This window comes from Mycobacterium sp. 852002-50816_SCH5313054-b (assembly GCF_001667185.1).
Lineage (GTDB): Bacteria > Actinomycetota > Actinomycetes > Mycobacteriales > Mycobacteriaceae > Mycobacterium.
The window spans coordinates 64,789-86,165 of sequence record NZ_LZIC01000137.1; the positions used below are offsets into that span (position 1 = coordinate 64,789).

General features: G+C 68.7%; 18 protein-coding genes. 10 read left to right on the plus strand and 8 right to left on the minus strand.

The window, feature by feature from the left end; genetic code table 11:
- The first annotated feature begins 70 nt into the window (after positions 1–70).
- Positions 71–3,424 carry a carbamoyl-phosphate synthase large subunit gene (gene carB / locus A5787_RS24940; RefSeq protein WP_066972057.1) on the plus strand — a complete coding sequence of 1,118 codons (3,354 nt, stop codon included), beginning with the start codon at positions 71–73 and terminating at the stop codon, positions 3,422–3,424.
- The gene (gene pyrF / locus A5787_RS24945) at positions 3,421–4,248 is read left to right on the plus strand and encodes an orotidine-5'-phosphate decarboxylase (RefSeq protein WP_066972059.1); all 828 of its coding nucleotides are present in this window, start codon (positions 3,421–3,423) and stop codon (positions 4,246–4,248) included. The genes carB and pyrF overlap by 4 nt, the downstream gene beginning before the upstream one ends.
- 30 nt (positions 4,249–4,278) lie before the next feature.
- Here pyrF and A5787_RS24950 read toward each other — a convergent pair whose 3' ends face one another.
- Entirely contained in the window at positions 4,279–4,701 is a 423-nt protein-coding gene (locus tag A5787_RS24950; protein WP_066972061.1) for a molybdopterin-binding protein, read from the minus strand.
- 467 nt (positions 4,702–5,168) lie between these two features.
- On the opposite strand from A5787_RS24950, the gene mihF reads away from it, so the two are divergent.
- The 5 genes from mihF (at position 5,169) to metK (ending at position 9,126) form a co-directional block, all read left to right on the plus strand.
- Positions 5,169–5,486, plus strand: coding sequence for an integration host factor, actinobacterial type (mihF, locus tag A5787_RS24955; RefSeq protein ID WP_003407240.1), 318 nt, complete (start codon positions 5,169–5,171; stop codon positions 5,484–5,486).
- Positions 5,487–5,544: 58 nt separating this feature from the next.
- The gene (gmk, locus tag A5787_RS24960) at positions 5,545–6,222 is read left to right on the plus strand and encodes a guanylate kinase (protein ID WP_082977437.1); all 678 of its coding nucleotides are present in this window, start codon (positions 5,545–5,547) and stop codon (positions 6,220–6,222) included.
- Positions 6,219–6,542: a DNA-directed RNA polymerase subunit omega gene (gene rpoZ / locus A5787_RS24965; RefSeq protein WP_066972063.1), complete on the plus strand. Its 324-nt coding sequence runs from the start codon at positions 6,219–6,221 to the stop codon at positions 6,540–6,542. Before gmk ends, rpoZ begins: the two co-directional genes overlap by 4 nt.
- Positions 6,543–6,561: 19 nt before the next feature.
- Positions 6,562–7,824 (plus strand): bifunctional phosphopantothenoylcysteine decarboxylase/phosphopantothenate--cysteine ligase CoaBC, encoded by a 1,263-nt coding sequence (coaBC, locus tag A5787_RS24970; protein ID WP_066972065.1) that lies wholly within the window; start codon positions 6,562–6,564, stop codon positions 7,822–7,824.
- Between the two features lie 90 nt (positions 7,825–7,914).
- Positions 7,915–9,126, plus strand: coding sequence for a methionine adenosyltransferase (gene metK / locus A5787_RS24975; RefSeq protein WP_066972067.1), 1,212 nt, complete (start codon positions 7,915–7,917; stop codon positions 9,124–9,126).
- Here metK and A5787_RS24980 read toward each other — a convergent pair.
- The 3 genes from A5787_RS24980 to A5787_RS24990 all read right to left on the minus strand — a co-directional run bounded on the left by A5787_RS24980 (position 9,110) and on the right by A5787_RS24990 (position 12,889).
- Positions 9,110–11,026, minus strand: coding sequence for a PE family protein (locus tag A5787_RS24980; protein ID WP_066972069.1), 1,917 nt, complete (start codon positions 11,024–11,026; stop codon positions 9,110–9,112). The two genes, metK and A5787_RS24980, sit on opposite strands and share 17 nt — an antisense overlap.
- Positions 11,027–11,123: 97 nt before the next feature.
- Positions 11,124–11,696 (minus strand): pyridoxamine 5'-phosphate oxidase family protein, encoded by a 573-nt coding sequence (locus A5787_RS24985; protein ID WP_066972071.1) that lies wholly within the window; start codon positions 11,694–11,696, stop codon positions 11,124–11,126.
- Complete coding sequence (locus A5787_RS24990) at positions 11,660–12,889, minus strand: alkane 1-monooxygenase (protein WP_066972073.1); 1,230 nt, start codon at positions 12,887–12,889, stop codon at positions 11,660–11,662. Before A5787_RS24990 ends, A5787_RS24985 begins: the two co-directional genes overlap by 37 nt.
- Before the next feature lie 140 nt (positions 12,890–13,029).
- Between A5787_RS24990 and A5787_RS24995 the strand changes: the two genes are divergently transcribed.
- Positions 13,030–14,652 carry a GMC oxidoreductase gene (locus A5787_RS24995; RefSeq protein WP_066972075.1) on the plus strand — a complete coding sequence of 541 codons (1,623 nt, stop codon included), beginning with the start codon at positions 13,030–13,032 and terminating at the stop codon, positions 14,650–14,652.
- Between the two features lie 10 nt (positions 14,653–14,662).
- On the opposite strand, the gene A5787_RS25000 is transcribed toward A5787_RS24995, so the two are convergent.
- Both A5787_RS25000 and A5787_RS25005 read right to left on the minus strand, forming a co-directional pair.
- Positions 14,663–16,141: an NAD(P)/FAD-dependent oxidoreductase gene (locus A5787_RS25000; protein ID WP_066972077.1), complete on the minus strand. Its 1,479-nt coding sequence runs from the start codon at positions 16,139–16,141 to the stop codon at positions 14,663–14,665.
- Entirely contained in the window at positions 16,138–17,526 is a 1,389-nt protein-coding gene (locus A5787_RS25005) for a cytochrome P450 (protein ID WP_066972079.1), read from the minus strand. The genes A5787_RS25000 and A5787_RS25005 overlap by 4 nt, the downstream gene beginning before the upstream one ends.
- A gap of 75 nt (positions 17,527–17,601) precedes the next feature.
- Between A5787_RS25005 and A5787_RS25010 the strand changes: the two genes are divergently transcribed.
- Positions 17,602–18,627 (plus strand): AraC family transcriptional regulator, encoded by a 1,026-nt coding sequence (locus A5787_RS25010; protein WP_066972081.1) that lies wholly within the window; start codon positions 17,602–17,604, stop codon positions 18,625–18,627.
- Here A5787_RS25010 and A5787_RS25015 read toward each other — a convergent pair.
- Positions 18,624–19,586 (minus strand): alpha/beta hydrolase, encoded by a 963-nt coding sequence (locus tag A5787_RS25015; protein WP_066972082.1) that lies wholly within the window; start codon positions 19,584–19,586, stop codon positions 18,624–18,626. The two genes, A5787_RS25010 and A5787_RS25015, sit on opposite strands and share 4 nt — an antisense overlap.
- Positions 19,587–19,611: 25 nt before the next feature.
- Entirely contained in the window at positions 19,612–20,571 is a 960-nt protein-coding gene (locus tag A5787_RS25020) for an alpha/beta hydrolase (RefSeq protein WP_066972085.1), read from the minus strand.
- Here A5787_RS25020 and A5787_RS25025 point away from each other — a divergent pair.
- Positions 20,570–21,346 (plus strand): lysoplasmalogenase, encoded by a 777-nt coding sequence (locus A5787_RS25025; protein ID WP_082977439.1) that lies wholly within the window; start codon positions 20,570–20,572, stop codon positions 21,344–21,346. The genes A5787_RS25020 and A5787_RS25025 overlap by 2 nt on opposite strands.
- Positions 21,347–21,377: the final 31 nt, after the last annotated feature.

Consider the following 21,377-nt stretch of genomic DNA (forward strand, 5'->3'; position numbering starts at 1 on the left):
TTTGTACAGCGACACGCCGTAATCGGTGTACATCTGCGCACCTTCGCGCCCAGAGAGGGAGGGGGCGCTAGTGCCGCGGCGCACCGATCTCAACCACGTGCTGGTGATCGGCTCGGGGCCGATCGTCATCGGGCAGGCCGCCGAATTCGACTACTCGGGAACCCAGGCCTGCCGGGTGCTGCGCGCTGAGGGGCTGCAGGTCAGCCTGATCAACTCCAACCCGGCCACCATCATGACCGACCCCGAGTACGCCGACCACACCTACGTCGAACCCATCACCCCGGCGTTCGTCGAGCGCGTGATCGCCCAGCAGGCCCAGCGCGGCAACAAGATCGACGCGCTGCTGGCCACGCTGGGCGGGCAGACGGCGCTCAACACCGCGGTCGCGCTGTACGAGAACGGGGCGTTGGAGCGCTACGACGTCGAGCTGATCGGCGCCGATTTCGACGCCATCCAGCGCGGCGAGGACCGGCAGCGGTTCAAGGACATCGTCGCCAAGGTCGGCGGCGAGTCCGCCCGCAGCCGGGTGTGCTTCACCATGGACGAGGTCCGCGAGACGGTCGCCGAGCTCGGCCTGCCCGTCGTGGTGCGGCCCAGCTTCACCATGGGCGGGCTGGGCTCGGGGATGGCCGACTCCGCCGAAGCCGTCGAGCGGATGGCCGGCGCCGGGCTGGCCGCCTCGCCCAGCGCCAACGTGCTCATCGAGGAATCGATCTTCGGCTGGAAGGAATTCGAGCTCGAGCTGATGCGCGACGGCCACGACAACGTCGTGGTGGTGTGCTCCATCGAGAACGTCGACCCGATGGGCGTGCACACCGGCGACTCGGTCACCGTCGCGCCGGCCATGACGCTCACCGACCGGGAGTACCAGCGGATGCGCGACCTGGGCATCGCGATCCTGCGGGAGGTCGGCGTGGACACCGGCGGCTGCAACATCCAGTTCGCCGTCGACCCGAGCGACGGCCGGCTGATCGTCGTCGAGATGAACCCGCGGGTGTCGCGGTCAAGTGCGTTGGCGTCCAAGGCCACCGGCTTCCCGATCGCCAAGATCGCCGCCAAGCTGGCCATCGGCTACACCCTGGACGAGATCGTCAACGACATCACCAAGGAGACACCGGCCTGTTTCGAACCGACGCTGGACTACGTCGTGGTCAAGGCGCCCCGGTTCGCGTTCGAGAAATTCCCCGGTGCCGACCCGACGCTGACCACCACGATGAAATCCGTCGGCGAGGCAATGTCGTTGGGCCGCAACTTCGTCGAGGCGCTCGGCAAGGTGATGCGGTCGCTGGAGACCGGGCGCGCCGGGTTCTGGACGAAGCCCGACGATGAGGGGACCCTCGACGAGGTCCTGACCCGGCTGCAGACTCCGACCGAAGGCCGGCTCTACGACATCGAACTGGCGCTGCGGCTGGGCGCGTCCGTCGAGCAGGTCGCCGAGGCCAGCGGCGTCGACCCGTGGTTCGTCGCGCAGATCGGCGAGCTGGTCGAGCTGCGCGCCAAGGTCTGTGGTGCACCCGTCCTCGAAGCCGACCTGCTGCGCCAGGCCAAGCACCACGGCCTCTCGGACCGCCAGATCGCCGCCCTGCGGCCGGAATTGGCGGGGGAGGACGGGGTGCGTTCGCTGCGCGAGCGGCTGGGCATCCACCCCGTGTACAAGACGGTGGACACCTGCGCGGCGGAGTTCGAGGCCAAGACGCCGTATCACTACAGCAGCTACGAGCTGGACCCCGCCGCCGAGACCGAGGTGGCGCCGCAGGCCGAGCGGCCCAAGGTGTTGATCCTGGGCTCCGGGCCGAACCGGATCGGCCAGGGCATCGAATTCGACTACAGCTGCGTGCACGCGGCAACGACGTTGTCGCAGGCCGGTTTCGAGACCGTGATGGTCAACTGCAACCCGGAGACGGTGTCCACCGACTACGACACCGCCGACCGGCTCTACTTCGAGCCGTTGACCTTCGAGGACGTGCTGGAGGTGTTCCGCGCGGAATCGCAATCGGGCACCGGCGGCCCCGGGGTCGTGGGAGTCATCGTGCAGCTCGGTGGCCAGACGCCGCTCGGGTTGGCGCAGCGGCTCTTCGACGCCGGCGTTCCGATCGTGGGGACCCCGCCGGAGGCCATCGACCTGGCCGAAGACCGCGGCGCCTTCGGCGACCTGCTGGCCACCGCCGGGCTGCCCGCGCCGAAGTACGGCATGGCAACAACTTTCGCCCAGGCCCGGCGGATCGCCGACGAGATCGGTTATCCGGTGCTGGTGCGGCCGTCGTACGTGCTGGGCGGTCGTGGCATGGAGATCGTCTACGACGAGGCGACGCTGGAGGGCTACATCACCCGCGCTACCGCGCTCTCGCCCGAACACCCGGTGCTGGTCGACCGCTTCCTCGAGGATGCGGTGGAGATCGACGTCGACGCGCTGTGCGACGGGGCCGAGGTCTACATCGGCGGCATCATGGAGCACATCGAGGAGGCCGGTATCCACTCCGGCGACTCGGCCTGCGCGCTGCCGCCGGTCACGCTGGGCCGCAGCGACATCGAGAAGGTGCGCCGCGCCACTGAGGCGATCGCTCACGGGATCGGCGTCGTCGGGCTGCTCAACGTGCAGTACGCGCTCAAGGACGACGTGCTTTACGTCCTGGAGGCCAACCCGCGGGCCAGCCGCACGGTGCCGTTCGTCTCGAAGGCGACCGCGATCCCGCTCGCGAAGGCGTGCGCGCGGATCATGTTGGGCGCCAACATCTCCCAGCTGCGCACCGAGGGCATGCTGGCGGCCTCCGGGGACGGCGCGCACGCGCCGCCGCAGGCCCCGATCGCGGTCAAGGAGGCCGTGCTGCCGTTTCACCGCTTCCGCCGGGTCGACGGTGCCGCCATCGACTCGCTGCTCGGCCCGGAGATGAAGTCGACCGGCGAGGTGATGGGCATCGACCGCGACTTCGGCACCGCCTTCGCCAAGAGCCAAACCGCCGCCTACGGATCGTTGCCCGCCGACGGGACGGTATTCGTTTCGGTGGCCAACCGGGACAAGCGGTCACTGGTGTTTCCGGTCAAGCGGCTGGCCGACCTCGGCTTCCGGGTGCTGGCCACCGAGGGCACCGCGGAGATGTTGCGGCGCAACGGCATTCCCTGCGACGAGGTCCGCAAGCACTTCGAGCCGCCGCAGGACGGGCGCCCCGCGATGTCCGCGGTCGACGCGATCAAGGCCGGCGAGATCGACATGGTGATCAACACGCCGTTCGGCAACTCCGGCCCCCGCATCGACGGCTACGAGATTCGCTCGGCCGCGGTGTCGGTCAACATCCCGTGCGTCACGACGGTGCAGGGCGCCTCGGCCGCCGTGCAGGGCATCGAGGCGGGGATCCGCGGCGACATCGACGTGCGGTCGCTGCAGGAGCTGCACAGCGCGATCGGACCCGGGGGCACGTCCCAATGACCGGGTTCGGCGCCCGGCTGGCTGCGGCGAAGCTGAGCCGCGGGCCGCTGTGCCTGGGCATCGACCCGCACCCCGAGCTGCTGCGGGCGTGGGACCTGCCGGCCACCGCCGACGGGCTGGCCGCGTTCTGCGACACCTGCGTCGAGGCGTTCGCCGGGTTCGCCGTCGTCAAGCCGCAGGTGGCGTTCTTCGAGGCGTACGGCTCCGCCGGGTACGCGGTGCTGGAACGCACCATCGCCGCCCTGCGTTCGGCCGGGGTGCTGGTGCTGGCCGATGCCAAGCGGGGCGACATCGGGACGACGATGGCGGCCTACGCCGCGGCGTGGGCCGGCGACTCGCCGCTGGCCGCGGACGCGGTGACCGCCTCGCCCTATCTGGGGTTCGGTTCGCTGCGGCCGCTGTTGGAGGCCGCCGCCGCCACCGATCGGGGGGTGTTCGTGCTGGCGGCGACGTCCAACCCCGAGGGCGGCACGGTGCAGCGCGCGACGTTCGACGGCCGGACGGTGTCCCAGCTGATCGTCGACCAGGCGGCGGTCGTCAACCGGTCCGCCACCGGGTCCGCGCCCGGATACGTGGGCGTGGTCCTCGGCGCGACGGTGTTCGAGGGGCCCGACGTGAGCGAGCTCGGCGGGCCGGTGCTGGTGCCCGGCGTGGGCGTGCAGGGCGGCCGCCCCGAGGCGCTGAGCGGCCTGGGCGGGGCCGTGCCAGGCCAGCTGCTGCCCGCGGTCGCCCGTGAGGTGCTGCGGGCCGGACCGGACGCGTCCGACCTGCGCGCGGCCGGCGAGCGGATGCTGGACGCCGTCGCGTACCTGGGATCCAGTTAGACCGGGCGACGAGCGAGGCCCTGCGCGCGCTCAGTCGGAGGCGAGGGCCGCGCTGGGCCGCGCGGTTTCCACGATCACGGTGGTGGCCTTGACCACCGCCACTGCCACGCTGCCGGGCTGCAGGCTGAGCTCCTCGGCGGCGGCGGTGCTCATCAGCGAGACGACGGTGTAGGGGCCGCACTGCATCTCGACCTGGGTCATCACCTTGTCGCTGACCACCCGGGTGACCAGGCCGACGAACCGGTTGCGGGCCGAGCTGCCGATGCCCAGGGGGTCGGGCGGCGGGGTGGGGGCGTTGGAACGCGAAAACTCGGCCAGATCCTCGCTGGCGATGACCTTCCGGCCGGCCGCGTCGTGGCTCACCGACAGCGTGCCCTGGTTGATCCACCGCCGGACGGTGTCGTCGCTGACTCCGAGCAGCTCAGCCGCCTGACGGATGCGCAGGTTCGGCACGGCTCGATCGTAACTGATGTGTGGCTGCGCATTCGCTGAAACTTCGCTGCGCATGGGCCGCCGACCTGCCGCTTGTCGCGGGCGCGACACGCGCGACACGCCACGGAAAAATGCGTGATGCGCCGCACCCCGACTTGGGGCCGTCCGGCGCGGCCGTCCGCGGCGGCCGCCGCCGCGGCCCGCGGCGTGCGCGGGTGAGCATAAAATCGCACCTCAGAGACCATTTCCGGGCCCACCGGACAGGCCGTTTCGCGCCGCAAAAGGCGTCCTGACGGGCCCGTCTCGGCGACCCCGGGGGGACCGCCCGCGGGGCTTGTCCGCGGGGGTCACGCTGCACATTTGCACAATTAACCAGGGGGGCGGGTTAGATTTCGTCAGGAAGGCTGAGTACGGTCATCTCCGCTGGCTGAAGTACCCGGCAGAGACAAAACGAGATCGATTAGCGATTGATCAGATACGGAGGAATCGTGGCCCTTCCCCAGTTGACCGACGAACAGCGCGCGGCCGCTTTGGAGAAGGCGGCTGCCGCTCGTCGCGCGCGCGCAGAGCTCAAAGACCGCCTCAAGCGCGGCGGCACCAACCTCACCCAGGTACTCAAGGACGCCGAAAGCGACGAAGTCCTGGGCAAGATGAAGGTGTCGGCCCTGCTCGAGGCGTTGCCGAAGGTGGGCAAGGTCAAGGCGCAGGAAATCATGACCGAGCTGGAGATCGCCCCCACCCGCCGCCTGCGCGGCCTCGGCGACCGGCAGCGCAAGGCCCTGCTGGAAAAGTTCGGCTCCGCCTAACCACACCGGCGACGATGCAGGCCGAACGGCCTGTGGGGGCACCGACCCAAGGGCGCCAGTGAGCGCCGGCGAGGGGCCGGACGTCGCGCAGGGGGCACGCCCCGAGCCAACCGGCAAGGGGCGTGTGGTCGTGCTGTCCGGTCCCTCCGCGGTCGGCAAGTCAACCGTGGTGCGGTGTCTGCGTGAGCGGATCCCCAATCTGCGGTTCAGCGTGTCCGCCACGACCCGGGCGCCGCGGCCCGGCGAGGTCGACGGCGTCGACTACCACTTCGTCACCCCCGCCCGCTTTCAGGAGCTGATCGACGGGGGCGCCCTGCTGGAATGGGCGGAGATCCACGGCGGGCTGCACCGATCGGGCACCCTGGCCGAGCCGGTGCGGGCCGCCACCGAGTCCGGGCTGCCCGTGCTCATCGAGGTCGATCTGGCCGGTGCCCGGGCGGTCAAGAAGGCGATGCCCGAGGCGACCACCGTGTTTCTCGCCCCGCCCAGCTGGGAGGACCTGCAGGCCAGGCTGGTCGGCCGCGGCACCGAGACACCGGAGGCCATCCGGCGCCGCCTCGACACCGCCCGCGTCGAAATGGCGGCCCAGGATGACTTCGACGAGGTGGTGGTCAACAGTCGATTGGAGTCTGCGTGCGCCGAATTGGTATCCTTGCTGGTGGGAACTGCGCCGGACATCGCCGCAGCCACACCAGATTCAATCGACTCCAATCCGCCAGGAGATAGACCTACGTGAGCAATCCCCAGTCCGACGCGACGCTGACCGCCGTGGACCAGTTCGATCCGTCGGCAGGCGGACAAAGCGCCTACGACACCCCGCTGGGCATCACCAACCCGCCCATCGACGAGTTGCTGGACCGCGTGTCCAGCAAGTACGCCCTGGTGATCTACGCGGCCAAGCGGGCCCGCCAGATCAACGACTACTACAACCAGCTCGGCGAGGGCATCCTCGAATACGTCGGCCCGCTCGTCGAGCCCGGGCTGCAGGAAAAGCCGCTATCCATCGCGCTGCGCGAGATCCACGCCGACCTTCTCGAACACACCGAGGGCGAGTAACAGGCGGGCCGGGCGCGCTGTGGACCGCGAGCGCATCGCTAAACAGGTCATAGTCGGCGTCTCCGGGGGCATCGCCGCCTACAAGGCGTGCACCGTCGTTCGTCAGCTCGCCGAGGCCGGCCACGACGTCCGCGTCATCCCCACCGAGTCCGCGCTGCGCTTCGTGGGCGCGGCCACCTTCGAGGCGCTGTCGGGCCAGCCGGTGCGCACCGGCGTCTTCGACGACGTTCCGGAGGTGCCGCACGTACAGCTCGGCAAGCAGGCCGATCTGGTGGTGGTGGCGCCCGCCACCGCCGACCTGCTGGCCCGGGCCGTTGCCGGCCGCGCCGACGACCTGCTGACCGCCACGCTGCTGACCGCGCGCTGCCCCGTGCTGTTCGCGCCGGCAATGCACACCGAGATGTGGTTGCACCCGGCCACCGCCGACAACGTGGCCACGCTGCGCCGCCGCGGCGCGGTGGTGCTGGAACCCGCGTACGGGCGGCTCACCGGCGCCGACAGCGGGGCGGGACGGCTGCCCGAGGCCGAGGAGATCACCACCCTGGCCCAGCTGCTGCTGGAGCGCCACGACGCGCTGACATACGACCTCGCCGGCCGCCGGGTGCTGGTCACCGCCGGCGGCACCCGCGAACCGATCGACCCGGTGCGCTTCATCGGTAACCGCAGCTCCGGCAAGCAGGGCTATGCGGTGGCGCGGGTCGCCGCCCAGCGCGGCGCCGAGGTCACCCTGATCGCCGGGCACACCGCCGGCCTGATCGACCCCGCCGGCGTCAACGTGGTGCAGGTCAGCTCCGCGCAGCAACTCGGCGAGGCCGTGTCCAAGCACGCGCCCGAGGCCGACGTGCTGGTGATGGCGGCCGCGGTCGCCGACTTCCGGCCCGCTCAGGTCGCCGCAGCCAAGATCAAGAAGCGCGCCACAGACGACGCCGCGGCGCCGACGATCGAACTGGTGCGCAACGACGACGTGCTGGCCGGGGCGGTGCGGGCGCGCGCGCATGGGCAGCTGCCGAACATGCGCGCCATCGTGGGGTTTGCCGCCGAGACCGGCGACGCCAACGGCGACGTGCTGTTCCACGCCCGGGAAAAGCTGCGGCGCAAGGGATGTGACCTGTTGGTGGTCAATGCCGTCGGCGACAACAAGGCGTTCGAGGTGGACAGCAACGACGGCTGGCTGCTGGCTTCCGACGGCACCGAGTCGGCGCTGCCGCACGGCTCCAAGACGCTGATGGCCAGCCGTATCGTGGATGCGATCGTGGCGTTCCTGCACGGCCACAGCGGGTAACGGGGTTTACTTCGCTACGGCGCCCGCGCGGGCGCCGGCTGACGCCGGAAGATATTATTCGACTAACTAACTATTGGAAGGATAGAGACTGTGAGCGAAAAGGGTCGGCTGTTTACCAGTGAGTCGGTGACCGAAGGGCATCCCGACAAGATCTGTGACGCGATCAGCGACTCGGTCCTCGACGCGCTCCTCGCGGAGGACCCCCGCTCACGGGTGGCCGTCGAGACGCTGGTGACCACCGGGCAGGTGCACGTGGTCGGTGAGGTGACGACGACGGCCAAGGAGGCGTTCGCCGACATCACCAACACGGTCCGCGCCCGCATCCTCGACATCGGCTACGACTCGTCGGACAAGGGCTTCGACGGGGCGTCGTGCGGGGTGAACATCGGCATCGGCGCGCAATCGCCCGACATCGCCATGGGCGTCGACACCGCCTACGAGGCGCGCGTCGAGGGCGAGCAAGACCCGCTGGACGCCCAGGGCGCCGGGGACCAGGGCCTGATGTTCGGCTACGCGATCAACGACACCCCGGAACTGATGCCGCTTCCCATCGCGCTGGCGCACCGGCTGTCGCGCAAGCTGACCGAGGTCCGCAAGAACGGGACGCTGCCCTACCTGCGCCCGGACGGCAAGACGCAGGTCACCATCGCCTACGAGGACGATGTCCCGGTCCGGCTGGACACCGTGGTGGTCTCCACTCAGCACGCCGACGGGATCGACCTGGAGAAGACGCTGGACCCCGACATCCGCGCGCACGTGCTCAAGACCGTGCTGGACGAGCTGGCCCACGAGACCCTGGATTCGTCGGCGACGCGGGTGCTGGTCAACCCGACCGGCAAGTTCGTCCTCGGCGGCCCGATGGGTGACGCGGGGCTGACCGGCCGCAAGATCATCGTCGACACCTACGGCGGCTGGGCCCGGCACGGTGGCGGGGCGTTCTCCGGCAAGGATCCGTCCAAAGTGGACCGCTCGGCGGCGTACGCGATGCGCTGGGTGGCGAAGAACATCGTCGCCGCCGGCCTGGCGGAGCGGGTCGAGGTGCAGGTGGCCTACGCCATCGGCAAGGCCGCCCCCGTCGGCCTGTTCATCGAGACGTTCGGCACCGCGACGGTCGACCCGGTCAAGATCGAAAAGATCGTTCCGGAGGTGTTCGACCTGCGGCCCGGCGCGATCATCCGCGACCTGGACCTGCTGCGGCCCATCTACGCGCAGACCGCGGCCTACGGCCACTTCGGGCGCACCGACATCGAGCTGCCGTGGGAGCAGCTCAACATGGTCGACGAGCTCAAGCGGGCGGTTTAAGCCACCCCGAGGCGCCGGTGCCGGCGTTGCCGAACCCCGAGTTCCCCTGGTCGAAGGGGTAGCCGCCACCGGAGTTGAAGAAGCCGGTGTTGTTACCGACGCCCGAGTTGAACCAGCCCGTGTTGCCGCCGACGAACGAGTCGGTGTTCCAGAAGCCGGTGTTGTTGCCGCCGTAGCCGGAGTTGGAGACGCCCGTGTTGTAGTCCCCGGGTCCCGAGTTGCCGAAGCCGGTGTTGTACCTGCCGCTGTCGGAGTTGGAGAAGCCCACCGAGAACTGGCCGCCGCCCGAGTTGAAGGCGCCCGTGTCGTTGTTGCCCGTGCCGCTGTTCATGAAGCCGGAGTTGAAGCCGCCGGTCGCGGAGTTGTAAAAGCCCGAATTGCCATCGCTGGTGTTGAAAAAGCCCGAGTTGCCGGTCCCGGTGTTGCCGAAGCCCGAGTTGGCGACCGCCTGGGTGAACGGGCTGCCCGCGCCGGTGTTCAGGCTGCCCGCGTTGAACAGGCCGGTGTTGGTGCTGCCCGCGTTGAAGAAACCGGTGTTGGTGCTGCCGCCGTTGAAGGATCCGGTGTTGCTGCAGCCGGCGTTGGAGTCGCCCATGTTCTCGTCGCCCCCGTTGAAGCTGCCCACGTTGAACGCGCCGGCGTTGCCGACGCCGATGTTGTTGTAGCCGCCGTTGAGATGGCCGATGTTGCCCGACGAGCCGTTGAACATCCCGATGTTGTTGTCACCGCCGTTCCACGAGCCGACGTTGCTGAAGCCGGGGTCGCCCATGCCGACGTTCTGGTAGCCGGCGTTGAACGAGCCGACGTTGGAGTAGCCGGCGTTCCACAGCCCGGTGTTGATGTCCCCCGTGTTGCCGACGCCGGTGTTGATGTTGCCCGAGTTGAAAAAGCCCCAGTTGTGCGTGCCGCTGTTGAACAGGCCGGTGTTGCCGGCGCCGGAATTGAACAGGCCGGTATTGCCGGTGCCGGAGTTGAACAGGCCGGTGTTGCCGCTGCCGGAGTTCAGCCCGCCGAAGCTGAACTGACCGGTTGCGGTGTCGTAATACGTTCCGCCGATGCCGATTTCGTTGTCGCCGGTCAGCCCGAGGCCGATGTTGTTGTTGCCGGTGTTGCCCAGCCCGAAGTTGTGGTTGCCGTTGTTGCCCCAGCCCACATTGCCGACGCTGCCGTTGGCGTTGAGCCCGCCGATGCCGACCAGGTTGTCGCCCTTGAGGCCGATGCCGACGTCGTTGCTGCCGCTGTTGCCGATGCCCAGGTTGTTGCTGCCCAGGTTCGCGAGGCCCACGTTGGCGTTGCCGCTGTTGCCGGCGCCCTGGTTGTAGCTGCCGAGGTTGCCGGCGCCCGTGTTGGCGTTGCCGAGGTTGCCGCCGCCCATGTTGGCGTTGCCGGCATTGCCGAGACCCACGTTGGCGCTCCCGGTGTTGCCGCTACCGAGGTTGCTGTAGCCGATGTTGCCTGCGCCGGCGTTGCCGTTGCCGATGTTGCCGTTGCCGATGTTGGTGTAACCGGCGTTGCCGCCGCCGAGGTTGGTGTTGCCGGCGTTGCCGCCGCCGATGTTGCCGTTGCCGATGTTGCCGAAACCCAGGTCGGCGACGCCGTCGTTGCCGATGGTCAGCGCGTTGTTCGCTTCGGCGCCGACGTACGAGGCCGCGCCGGCCGACAGGCTCTGGACGAAGCTCTGATGAAAGGCCGCCGCTTGGGCGCTGAAGGCCTGATAGGCCTGGGCGTGCCCGGAGAACAGCGCCGCGACCGCCCCGGACACCTCGTCGGCGCCGGCGGCGAGGACCTGCGTGGTCTGCGCTGCCGCGGCCGCGGTGGCTGAGTCGATCGTCGATCCGATGCCGGATAACTGCGTTGCTGCCGTCTGCACCTGCTCTGGCATGGCGAACACAAACGACATCGTCGGACTCCCTTTCCGTCGACCCCCGCTTGGCACAACCATCGCTCAGAGCGAGCCAAGCGTTACGGAAGCGCCCACACGATGCGTCGGCGGCAGCTCAGGAGGGCCGTGGGGGCGCGGGGTGGTCGGCATCCAGCGCGGGCAGCCCGTCGATGCTGCGCCGGTTGCGTTCGGCCAGCCGGGCGAAGGCAGCATCGGACGCCTTGCCGTGATGGGCGTCGAGGACCGGGCGCTCATCGACGAGCTCGTAGTAGGGCACCGCGAATCCGCAGGCGTCGGCGATCCGTTCGAGCTCGACGACGATGACGGCCCGGACGCCGGCGTGCGCACCGCCGAAACGCGTTAGCAGACCGCGGAATTCGGCGTCGTCCGGGCGCACGACGCGACCGCTGCCGAACAGCCGCAGGATGCGCGAGTTCCGGGTGAACGAGCAGAACATGATCGTGATCCGGCCGTTGTCTCGCAGGTGCGCGATCGTTTCGACGCCGCTGCCGAACAGATCGAGATACGCGACGGTGTGCTCGTCCAGCACCGCGAAGGTGTCGTGATAGCCCTTGGGGGAGAGGTTGATTCGGCCGCCCTCGGCGGGCGCGGTGGCAACGAAGAAGACGGCCTGATCCCCGATGAACTCCGTCAGCGACTCATCGAGACGCGCAAACTCCTTGGCCACGCCTGAAAGCGTAGCGTCGGCCGCGGACAGCCACCTCCGGGCTTGAGTGCGGCCCGGTGGACGTCGCCGCCATAGAAGTCGAGCACCCGCGGGTCCATGACCCGGCGCCACAGGGGCGGGAGCGCCGCCACCAGCAGCATGGCGCTGTACCCGCTCGGCAGTTGCGGCGCCTCATCGACATGGCGCAGCACCTGGTAGGGGCGCAGGGGGTTGGCGTGATGATCGGAATGCCGCTGCAGATGGAAAAGCAGGACGTTCGTGATCACCGAGCTGCTGTTCCAGCTGTGCGCGGGCTGGACCCGTTCGTAGCGGCCGCTGGGCAGCTTCTGCCGCCGCAGCCCGTAGTGCTCCATGTAGTTGACGGTCTCCAGCAGGCAAAAGCCGACGACCGCCTGGCCGATCAGCCACGGCAGGACGACGGGGCCGAACCATACCGAAAGTACGGTGAACAGCGCCCCGCTCATTAGCCATGCGTTCAATACGTCGTTGTGGAGCGACCAGCGAGGTTTGCCGGTGCCGGCCAGCCGGTCCGCCTCGAGCTGCCAGGCCGAGCGCAGGCCGCCGAGCACCGACCGTGGGATGAACGCGTAGAGGTGCTCGCCCAAGCGCGCGCTGGCGGGGTCCTCGGCCGTTGCGACCCGGACGTGGTGCCCGCGGTTGTGTTCGACGTAGAAGTGCCCGTAGCAGGTCTGTGCGAGCGCGACCTTGCTCAGGCGTCGTTCCGCCCGTATCCGCGTGTGTCCCAATTCGTGGGCGGCGTTGATGGCCAGGCCGCCGACCAGGCCGACCGTGGCCATCAGGCCGACCTTGTCCGCGAAACCCATAGCGACCCAACCGCCGCCACTCCACACCCAGCAGGCGAACACCAGCGACAGGTATTGGTTGGGGAGGTAGAGGTAGGTGGCCCAGCGGTAGAACCGGTTGGTTTCCAGCCAGGCGAGGACGCTGTCGTCTGGGTCGTCGACGACGTCGGGGCCCATCAGGTGGTCCAGGACGGGAATGATCACGAACGCCAGGATGGGGACGCCCCACCAGAACACGCCGAAACCGGTGTGTTGCGCCCCCGCCCAGCAGGGGAAGAGCAGCACCGGGACGGCCGCGGCCAGCAGCCAGAGGTATTTCTTGGGTCGCTTCCAGCGCGCGGTGGAGGCCTTCGGTCGGCGGGCGGCGCCTAGTCGAGACAAAAGTGGCACACGCGTCCCATAACATTCTGACGGTCGCATTGACAGCCGGTCACCTGTCATACCTACGCACGTTAGCGCATTTAGCATACCTAGGGTATGCTTAAGACGCGGTTAGTTAAATCACAGTCTGCTCGGACCGGAGGCAGGGCATGGCTTTCTCGCGGAGACGCTTTCTCGGTGCCGCCGCGGGTGTCACCGCGGGCGCCCTCGGCGCCAGCGTCGTCGAGCTGGGAACGCGGCGAGCCGCCGCGACCCCCCTGCGTGCGCATTACCGGGCCATCGTGGTCGGCAGCGGGTACGGCGGCGGAGTGTCGGCGTTGCGGCTCGGCCAGGCCGGCATCGAGACACTGATCCTGGAAAAGGGCAGGTGGTGGAACAGCGCCGACGCGGACGGAAAGCGTTTTTCGCGGATGGTTCCGGCGGACATCCGCGCCGGGTGGTTCACGTCAGTCCCGCCGAGCCTGGTGCCGTCGTATCGCGGCGTTTCCATCGCGCAGGTGGCCAGGCACTCGCCGTCGCCGCAGCCGGTCCAGGCCGGGATCTGCGAGAGGGTCGTGCACGGCGCGCACGCGGTGTTCCGCGGAACGGCCGTCGGCGGGGGATCGATGGTCAATGCCGCGATCGCGGCCATCCCCACCCCGGATCAGGTCCGGACCACCTTCCCCGACATCGATCCCGACGCCTTCCTGGGGACCTACATCGAACGCGCCAAAGCCATGCTGCGGATCAGCTACCGCGACATGGACTGGTTCGAGAGCACGCCGTGGTTCCAATACGCCAGGGTGGGTCGGCAGTACGCGGAGGCCGCCGGCTACCGCGTCGACTACAACGGCAGCGCCTATTCGTTCGATTACATGCAGCGCGAAGAAGCGGGACTGGTTCCGCGCTCGGCGTTGAACTTCGAACAGCAGTACGGCAACAACTACGGCAGGTTCGGCAGCGTCGACCAGACCTACATCGCGGCGGCGCTGGCGACGGGAAAGGTCACCCTCAAGCCGCTCACCGAGGTGACCGGCGTCCGGCGCGAGCCCTCCGGCGAATACGTAGTGTCGACCCTCGAGATCGACCGGTTCGGCAAGGTGGTCGCGCGGGCCGAAATCGGTTGCGACGAGCTCTATCTCAGTGCCGGGGTGCTCGGCACCAACGAGATCCTGCTGCGCGCCCGCGAGACGGGGACGCTGCCCCACCTGAGCGAGGAGGTCGGCCGCGGATACGGCAACAACGGGGACATCATGGTCTCCCACATGCTGCAGCCCAGCGATCCGGCGGGCACCCAGCAGTCGCTGCTGGGAATGGTCAACCTCGACGGCAGGGACGATCCGGACAACCCGGTGTACGCCAGCATGTTCTCGCTTCCCCTCCCGGTGGAGACCCTCGCGCTCGGCTACTACGTGATGGTGCGCACCGGCGACCGCGCGAACATCGTCTACGACCGCACCAAGGACTCGGTCGCCATCGACTGGCCGGCGGACCACACGGATAACCTGCGCGAGCGGGCGCAGCTCGTGTTCGACAAGGTGACGCAGGCCAACGGCGTGGACTACCGCGACGACCTCTTCGAGGGAACGGCCTTCGCGCCCAACACCGTTCACCCGATGGGCGGGGTGGTCAGGGGCAGGGCCACGGACGGCTACGGCAGGGTGAAGGGCTACGACAAGCTTTACGTCAACGACGCCTCGTTGCTGCCCGGCTACCTGGGCTGCAACCCGTTCATGTCGATCACCGCGCTGGCCGAACGCAACATCGAGGGAATCCTGCAGGGGCGCAAGTGACCTCGATCCCTCAGGCGGTGAAGCGGTAGTCGTCGAGGTCGAACCGCCGGCTGCGCCAGTAAGTCTCCAGCGTGGTCGCCGGGCGTAGCGGCACGTCGCCGTTCTTGTCGAAGTAGTAGCTGTTGGCCAGCTTGCAGCTGTCCTGCCAGAAGATCTGCCGGTGCCGCTTGCGCATCATCTCGGCGAAATACCGCTCGTTGGCCTCCTCGGTCACCTCGACGCGGGTCGCGCCGGCGCGCCGGGCCCGCTTGAGACACCGCACGATGTGGTGGGTCTGCGTCTCGATGAGCGCGAAGTACGACGAGCCGACGTACCCGTACGGGCCGAACACGCTGAACATGTTGGGGAATTGAGGGACGCTGACGCCCTCGTAGGCCTGCAGCCGGTGCTCGTCCCAGAACCGGCTCAAAGACTTGCCGCCGCTGCCGGTGACCGCGAAGGTGGGCACGTTGTCGGTGTCCATCACCTTGAAGCCGGTGGCCAGTATCAGCACGTCGACCTCGTGGGCCTCGCCGTCGGTGGTGGCCACCGCGGCGGGCGTCACCTTGTCGATCGGCTCGGTGACCAGCCGGACGTTGTCGCGGTTGAACGTGGCCAGGTAGCCGTTGTGGAAGCCGGGCCGCTTGCAGCCCACGGCATATTGCGGCGTGAGTTTCTCACGCACCGCCGGGTCGGCGACCTGCCGCCGCAGATATTTGCGACCCGCCGCCGCCATCCGCTTGGCCAGCGGGAACACCGTGAAGTACTGCGCCGCCAGCGAAAAGGTGAACTCGACGAAGACCTGGCTGAGCAGCCGCTGGACGACCTTGCCCCCAGGCATGCGCATTGCCCAGCGGGCCGGCGCCGGCAGCGGCACGTCGAACTTCGGAAAGCACCAGATCGGGGTGCGCTGAAACACCGTGAGGTGCGAGACGATCGGCGCGATCTCGGGGATCACCTGCACGGCCGAGGCGCCGGTGCCGATGATCGCGACGCGCTTGCCGGTCAGGTCCTGGCCGTGGTCCCACCGCGCGGTGTGCATGGTGATGCCGGCGAAGGAGTCGACGCCGTCGAGGTCGGGCAGCTTCGGCACGGTCAGCACGCCGCTGGCGCTGATCAAAAACCGGGCGGTGAGTTCTCCGGCGGGATCGGTCTGCACCCGCCACAGGTGGTGCTCGTCGTCGAACTCGGCGGACAGCACCTTGGTGTTGAACCGGATCCGCGACCGGATGCCGTATTTGTCGACGCAGTGCTCGGCGTAGGCCTTGAGCTCGCGGCCGGGTGCGTAGGTTCGCGACCAGCGGGGGCTCTGCTCGAAGGAGAACTGATAGGAGAACGACGGAATGTCCACGGCGATACCGGGATACGTGTTCCAGTGCCACGTTCCGCCGACCCCGTCGCCGGCCTCGAGCACGAGGTAGTTGGACAGCCTGGCCTTGTCGAGCTTGATCGCGGCGCCGATGCCGGAGAATCCGGCGCCGACGATCAAGGTGTCGTAGTCGGGGTTCATGCGCGCCCTCTTGCGATGACGTGCACCCCGTGCCTGGGCCGCAGGGTCAGCGTCGCCTCGAGTTCGACGGGATGGCCGGGGGCGAGGTCGAAGGCGAAGCGCTGGCTCATGATCGCCGCGATCAGCACCATCTCCATCAGGGCGAAGCTCTGCCCGATGCAGATGCGCCGGCCCCCGCCGAACGGCAGGTATGCCGAGCGGGGGCGGTCCTTCGGCGATGGCAGAAACCTGGTGGGATCGAAGGTCTCCGGGTCGGGCCACCAGCGCTCGTCGTGGTGAATGTGGTGGATCGGGATGAGGACGGTGGTGCCGCGCCGGATGTGGTGGGTGCCGATGAGGTCGTCGTCGATGGCCCGCCGCGCGATGAGCCACACCGCGGAGAAGTAGCGCTGCGATTCCTGCAGGCACGCGGTGGTCCACGGCAGCCTGCCCAGGTCCTCGGCGGTCGGGCGGCGAGCGCCCAGCACCTCGTCGATCTCGGCGAGCATCCGGTCGCGGGCCTCGGTGTGCTGTGCCATCAGGTACCAGAACCAGGACATGGCGTTCGCGGTGGTCTCGTGGCCGGCCAGCATGAACGTCAGGGCCTCGTCGCGGATCCGCTGTCGCGGCCAGCTTCCGCCGTCGGCGGAGAGCAACACGTTGAGCAGGTCGGCGGAGTCGGCCGGGTGCGCCAGCCGATGATCGATGACCGCGTTCACCGCCTCATCGAGCGTGAGCACGATGTCCTGCATGTCGCGCAGCGGGGGCGGCAGCCGCACCCCGGAGAAGACGCACCGATTCAGCACGTCGTAGACCGGGCGCGGCATGAGGCCCCACAACGCGAGTCGCTGCAGCCGCTCGGCGTGCCGCAGCCCGCGCGTCGCCAGGTCGCTCATGCTCTGTACCAACGGGCCGAAGTCCTGGCTGAACAGCGAGTTGGCGACCACCCGCAGGGTCGCCTCGACCATCGTCTCGTGGATGTCGAATCGGGCGCCCGGCTGCACCGTTTGGGTGACGCCGGCGATCGGGTCGATCATCAGGTCGACGACCCCGTTCAGGTGGCGTCGCGCGAAGGTCGGGTTCAGGGTGCCGCGGTGGGCTGCCCAGGAGTCGCCCTCGTCGGTCAGCAGATTGATGCCCGCGGTGGCCCGGATGGGCTCGTATTCGTGTGACTTGACGTATTTCAGCCGGGCCTCGTGCAGCACGTGATCGATGTAATCGGGGTGATTGAGCGAGACGAAACGCCTGCCGGCGCAGCGGAATCGGGCGATGTCGATGCCGCATATCCGGCCCATGAATCCGTCGCCCACATCGAATCCGACGGTGAGGGCCTCGCGCGTCATCGTCCAGGAGCTCAGGCGTGTGGCGGGTCCCGGGAGGGGCCGCTCAGCGGTGAGGGTCGCCATGACTCCACTGTATGGATGACGCCGGGGCCCGTTAATGAGATTATCGGACAGGGAGTTGGGAGTTTAGGACAACGCATGGGCCAACCGCCGACGCTGAGTCACCCCGTGCACGCCACCCGGGTGTTGTGCGAGGTGGCCAACGAACGCGGGGTTTCGACGAACGAGGTGTTGGCGGGCACCGCGATCGGGCCGGCCGATCTCAACGACCCCGACACCATGGTCAGTGCGCTGGACGAGATCGAGGCGGTGCGCCGGGTGCTGGCCCGGCTGCCGGACCACGCCGGCATCGGCGTGGATGTGGGCAGCCGGTCCACGCTCACCCACTTGGGGTTGTTCGGTTTTGCGGTGATGTCGTGCGGGACGCTGCGCGAACTGTTTTCCATCGCGATGCGCTATTTCGCGCTGACCACGATGCACATCCGCCTCACGCTGTTCGAAACCGCCGAGGAGTGCGTCATCGAGCTCGACGCCAGCCACCTGCCCGCGGACGTGCAGGGCTACTTCATCGAGCGCGACATCGCCGGAATCCTAGCGACCACAAACACTTTCGTGCTGCCCGTCGCGGAGAAATATGCCGACCAGGTATCGGCGGAACTGGCGGTCGACGAGGAACTGCTGCGCCCGCTGCTGCAACTCGTTCCGGTCCACGACGTCGCGTTCGGCCGGGCGCACAATCGGGTGCGCATTCCGCGGGCCATGTTCGACGAGCCGCTGCCGCAGGCCGATCGCCACACGCTCGAGACGTGCATCGCGCAGTGCGACGTGCTGATGCAGAGCAGCGAGAGCCGCCGGGGCATCACCGCGCTGGTGCGCAGCAAGCTGTTCCGCGATTCCCGTGTGTTCCCCACCCTTCCCGACGTCGCCGGCGAACTCGACATCCATCCGCGGACGCTGCGCCGGCGACTCGCCGAGGAGGGCACCTCGTTTCGGGCCCTGCTGAACGAGGCGCGCTCCACCGTGGCGGTGGACTTGCTGCGCAACGTCGGACTGACCGTGGAGGAGGTGTCCACGCGGCTGGGCTACACCGAGGTCTCGACGTTCTCGCACGCCTTCAAGCGCTGGTATGGCGTTGCGCCCAGCGCTTATTCGCCTGAAGACTAGCCGTGCAGCGCGTTCCTCAGCGCGGCCAGCCCTCGGTTGGTGGCCTCGGCGGCCGCGGGAATCACCAGCGAGAAGCTGGCGTAGCCGTGCACCATGTTCGGCTCGTGGCTCAGTTCGGCGGGCACGCCCGCGGCGTTGAGCAGCTCGGCGTAGCGGGTTCCGTCGTCGCGCAGGGGATCGTGTTCGGCGGTCCCGATGAAGGCGGGCGGCAATCCGGACAGATCCTCCGCGTTGGCCGGGGCCAGGGTGGTCGGCAGGGCCTTCGGGTCGGTGATCTCCAGATCGGGCAGGTACCAGGACAGGAAGGCCTCGATCACCTCGCGATCCAGGATGGGCGCGTAGGCGTTCTCACTGTGCGACGGCAGCGACAGGTCGGCGGTCACCGTGGGATACCACAGCAATTGGAACCGCAGGGCGGGGCCGCCGTTATCCCGGGCCAGGTGCGCCATGACGGCGGCGAGGTTGCCGCCCGCCGAGTCACCGGCCACCGCGATGCGGTCCGGGTCGCCGCCCAGCTCCGCGGCGTTTTCGGCGACCCACTGCAGCGCGGCCCAGCAGTCGTTGACCCCGGCCGGGAACGGGTGCTCGGGAGCCAGCCGGTAGTCGACGGACACCACGATGGCCTCGGCGCCGGCGGCATGTGCGCGCGCGACGGGGTCGTGCGTCTCCAGGTCGCCGAGCGAGAAACCGCCGCCATGGTAGAAGACGACGACGGGGAGGGCTCCGCGATCGCTCGCCGGCCAATAGATCCGCACGGGAATGTCGGTCAGCTCGCCGTGACCGATCGTCCGCTCTTCGATGGGCATATCGGGAAGCAGTTCCGGGGGCACCTTGAGCTGCCGCAGCCTCGAGCGCGCCACCTCGACACCGTCTGCGGCGTTGAAGGTCATCGGGAACGAATCGAGCAGCATTTTCAGCGTCGGATCGATGCTCGGTCGGGCGAGGGTCGGCTCAATCATCCGTTCACCGTACGCGTCCGGGCCGTTAATGCAGGGCATTCCGCAGTGCGGCCACCCCCCGCTCCTGAGCCGCGGTGGCGGCCGGCACCACGCCGGCGTAGCCGAGGTAGCCGTGCACCAGGGTCTCGGCGTTGTGCACCTCGACGGCCACACCCGCGGCGGCCAGCAGCTCGCCGTACCGGATGCCGTCGTCGCGCAGCGGGTCGTGGCCGGCGACGCCGATGTAGGCCGGCGGCAGGCCGGCCAGGTTTTCGGCCCGCCCCGGCGCCATGCCCGGCGGCGGGTCCGACGGGTCGACTTCCCCTGCGTACCAACGCGAGAACGCGGCGACGGCCCGGGCGTCGAGGATCGGCGCCGTGGCGTTTTCGGTGAACGACGGCAGCGACGGGTCCCACAGCGTGGACGGATACCACAGCAGCTGGAAAGCGATCGCCGGGCCGTCTTGATCGGCGGCGCGGGCGCGCTGCGCCGTCACCGCGGCGATCGTCCCGCCGGCCGAATCGCCGGCGACCGCCATCCGGGTGGCGTCCGCGCCGAGCTCGGGCCCGTGCTCGATGACCCACAGCGTTGCGGCCCAAGCGTCTTCGACTGCGGCGGGGTAGGGGTGCTCCGGCGCCAACCGGTAGTCGACGGACACCACGATCGCGTCGGCGCCCACCGCATGCTGGCGGGCGGTGCCGTCGTGGGTGTCGAGGTCGCCCACGACGAAGCCGCCACCGTGGAAGAACAGCACCACTGGCGCGTCGGGGCCGGGATCGCCGGAGGGCCAATAGATCCGGATGCCGATGGCGCCGCCCGGACCCGGAATCGTCCGGTCCTCCACCCTCAGCTCAGGGTGCAGCGGACGCCGGGGCAGGTCGCGGAACCGTTGCCGCGCCGCCTCGACACCATCGTCAGTTGTTAACCGGAACGGAACCGCATCCAGTACCTTCTGCAAGATGGGGTCGATACCAGGGTTTTCCTCCGCGGTGTCCAAGCTGGGCATGGAAGTACCGTACGCACCTCGGTTGGTGTCCGGTGGCTGGGTGGTGGCCGGGTGGGCGGGCCTCGGCTACGGCGTGTACCTGACCGTGCTCGCCTTGCGCTCGCCGCCGGGAACGAGTTTGACGGGGCACTGGGTTTTGCAACCGCCGTTCAAGGCGTCGATGGCCTTGCTGCTGACCGTGGCCGCGGTGGCGCACCCCATCGTCCGCGAGCGGCGCTGGCTGATGCCGGCGCTGCTGTTGTCGGCCGTCGGCGACTGGCTGTTGGCAATCCCGTGGTGGACGATGTCGTTCGGACTGGGGCTGGCCGCATTCCTGTTGGCGCACTTGTGTTTCCTGGGTGCACTGGTTCCCCTGGCCCGGGCGACGCGGCCGCGCCTGGCCGCGGTCGTGCTGATGTGCCTCATCACGATGTCGCTGTTGCTCTGGTTCTGGCCGCATCTGGGCCGCGACAAGCTGACGATTCCGGTGACGCTCTACATGCTCGTGCTGACCGCGATGGTCTGCGCGGCGCTGCTGGCGGACCTGCCGACGATCTGGACCGCGGTGGGGGCGGTCTGTTTTGCGGCGTCGGACGCCATGATCGCCATCGGCCGGTTCATCCTGTACAACGACGCGCTGGCGGTGCCGGTCTGGTGGTTGTACGCGGCGGCCCAGGTCCTGATCACGGCGGGGTTCTTCTTCGGCCGGGAGGAACCCGATTACGACGCCGATTACGAATACGAGTACGAGTACGAGTACGAGGGCGATTACGAGCCCGGGTCCGACGAAGGCTAGTTGTCGGTTCCCTTGGCCAGCAAGGTAACTC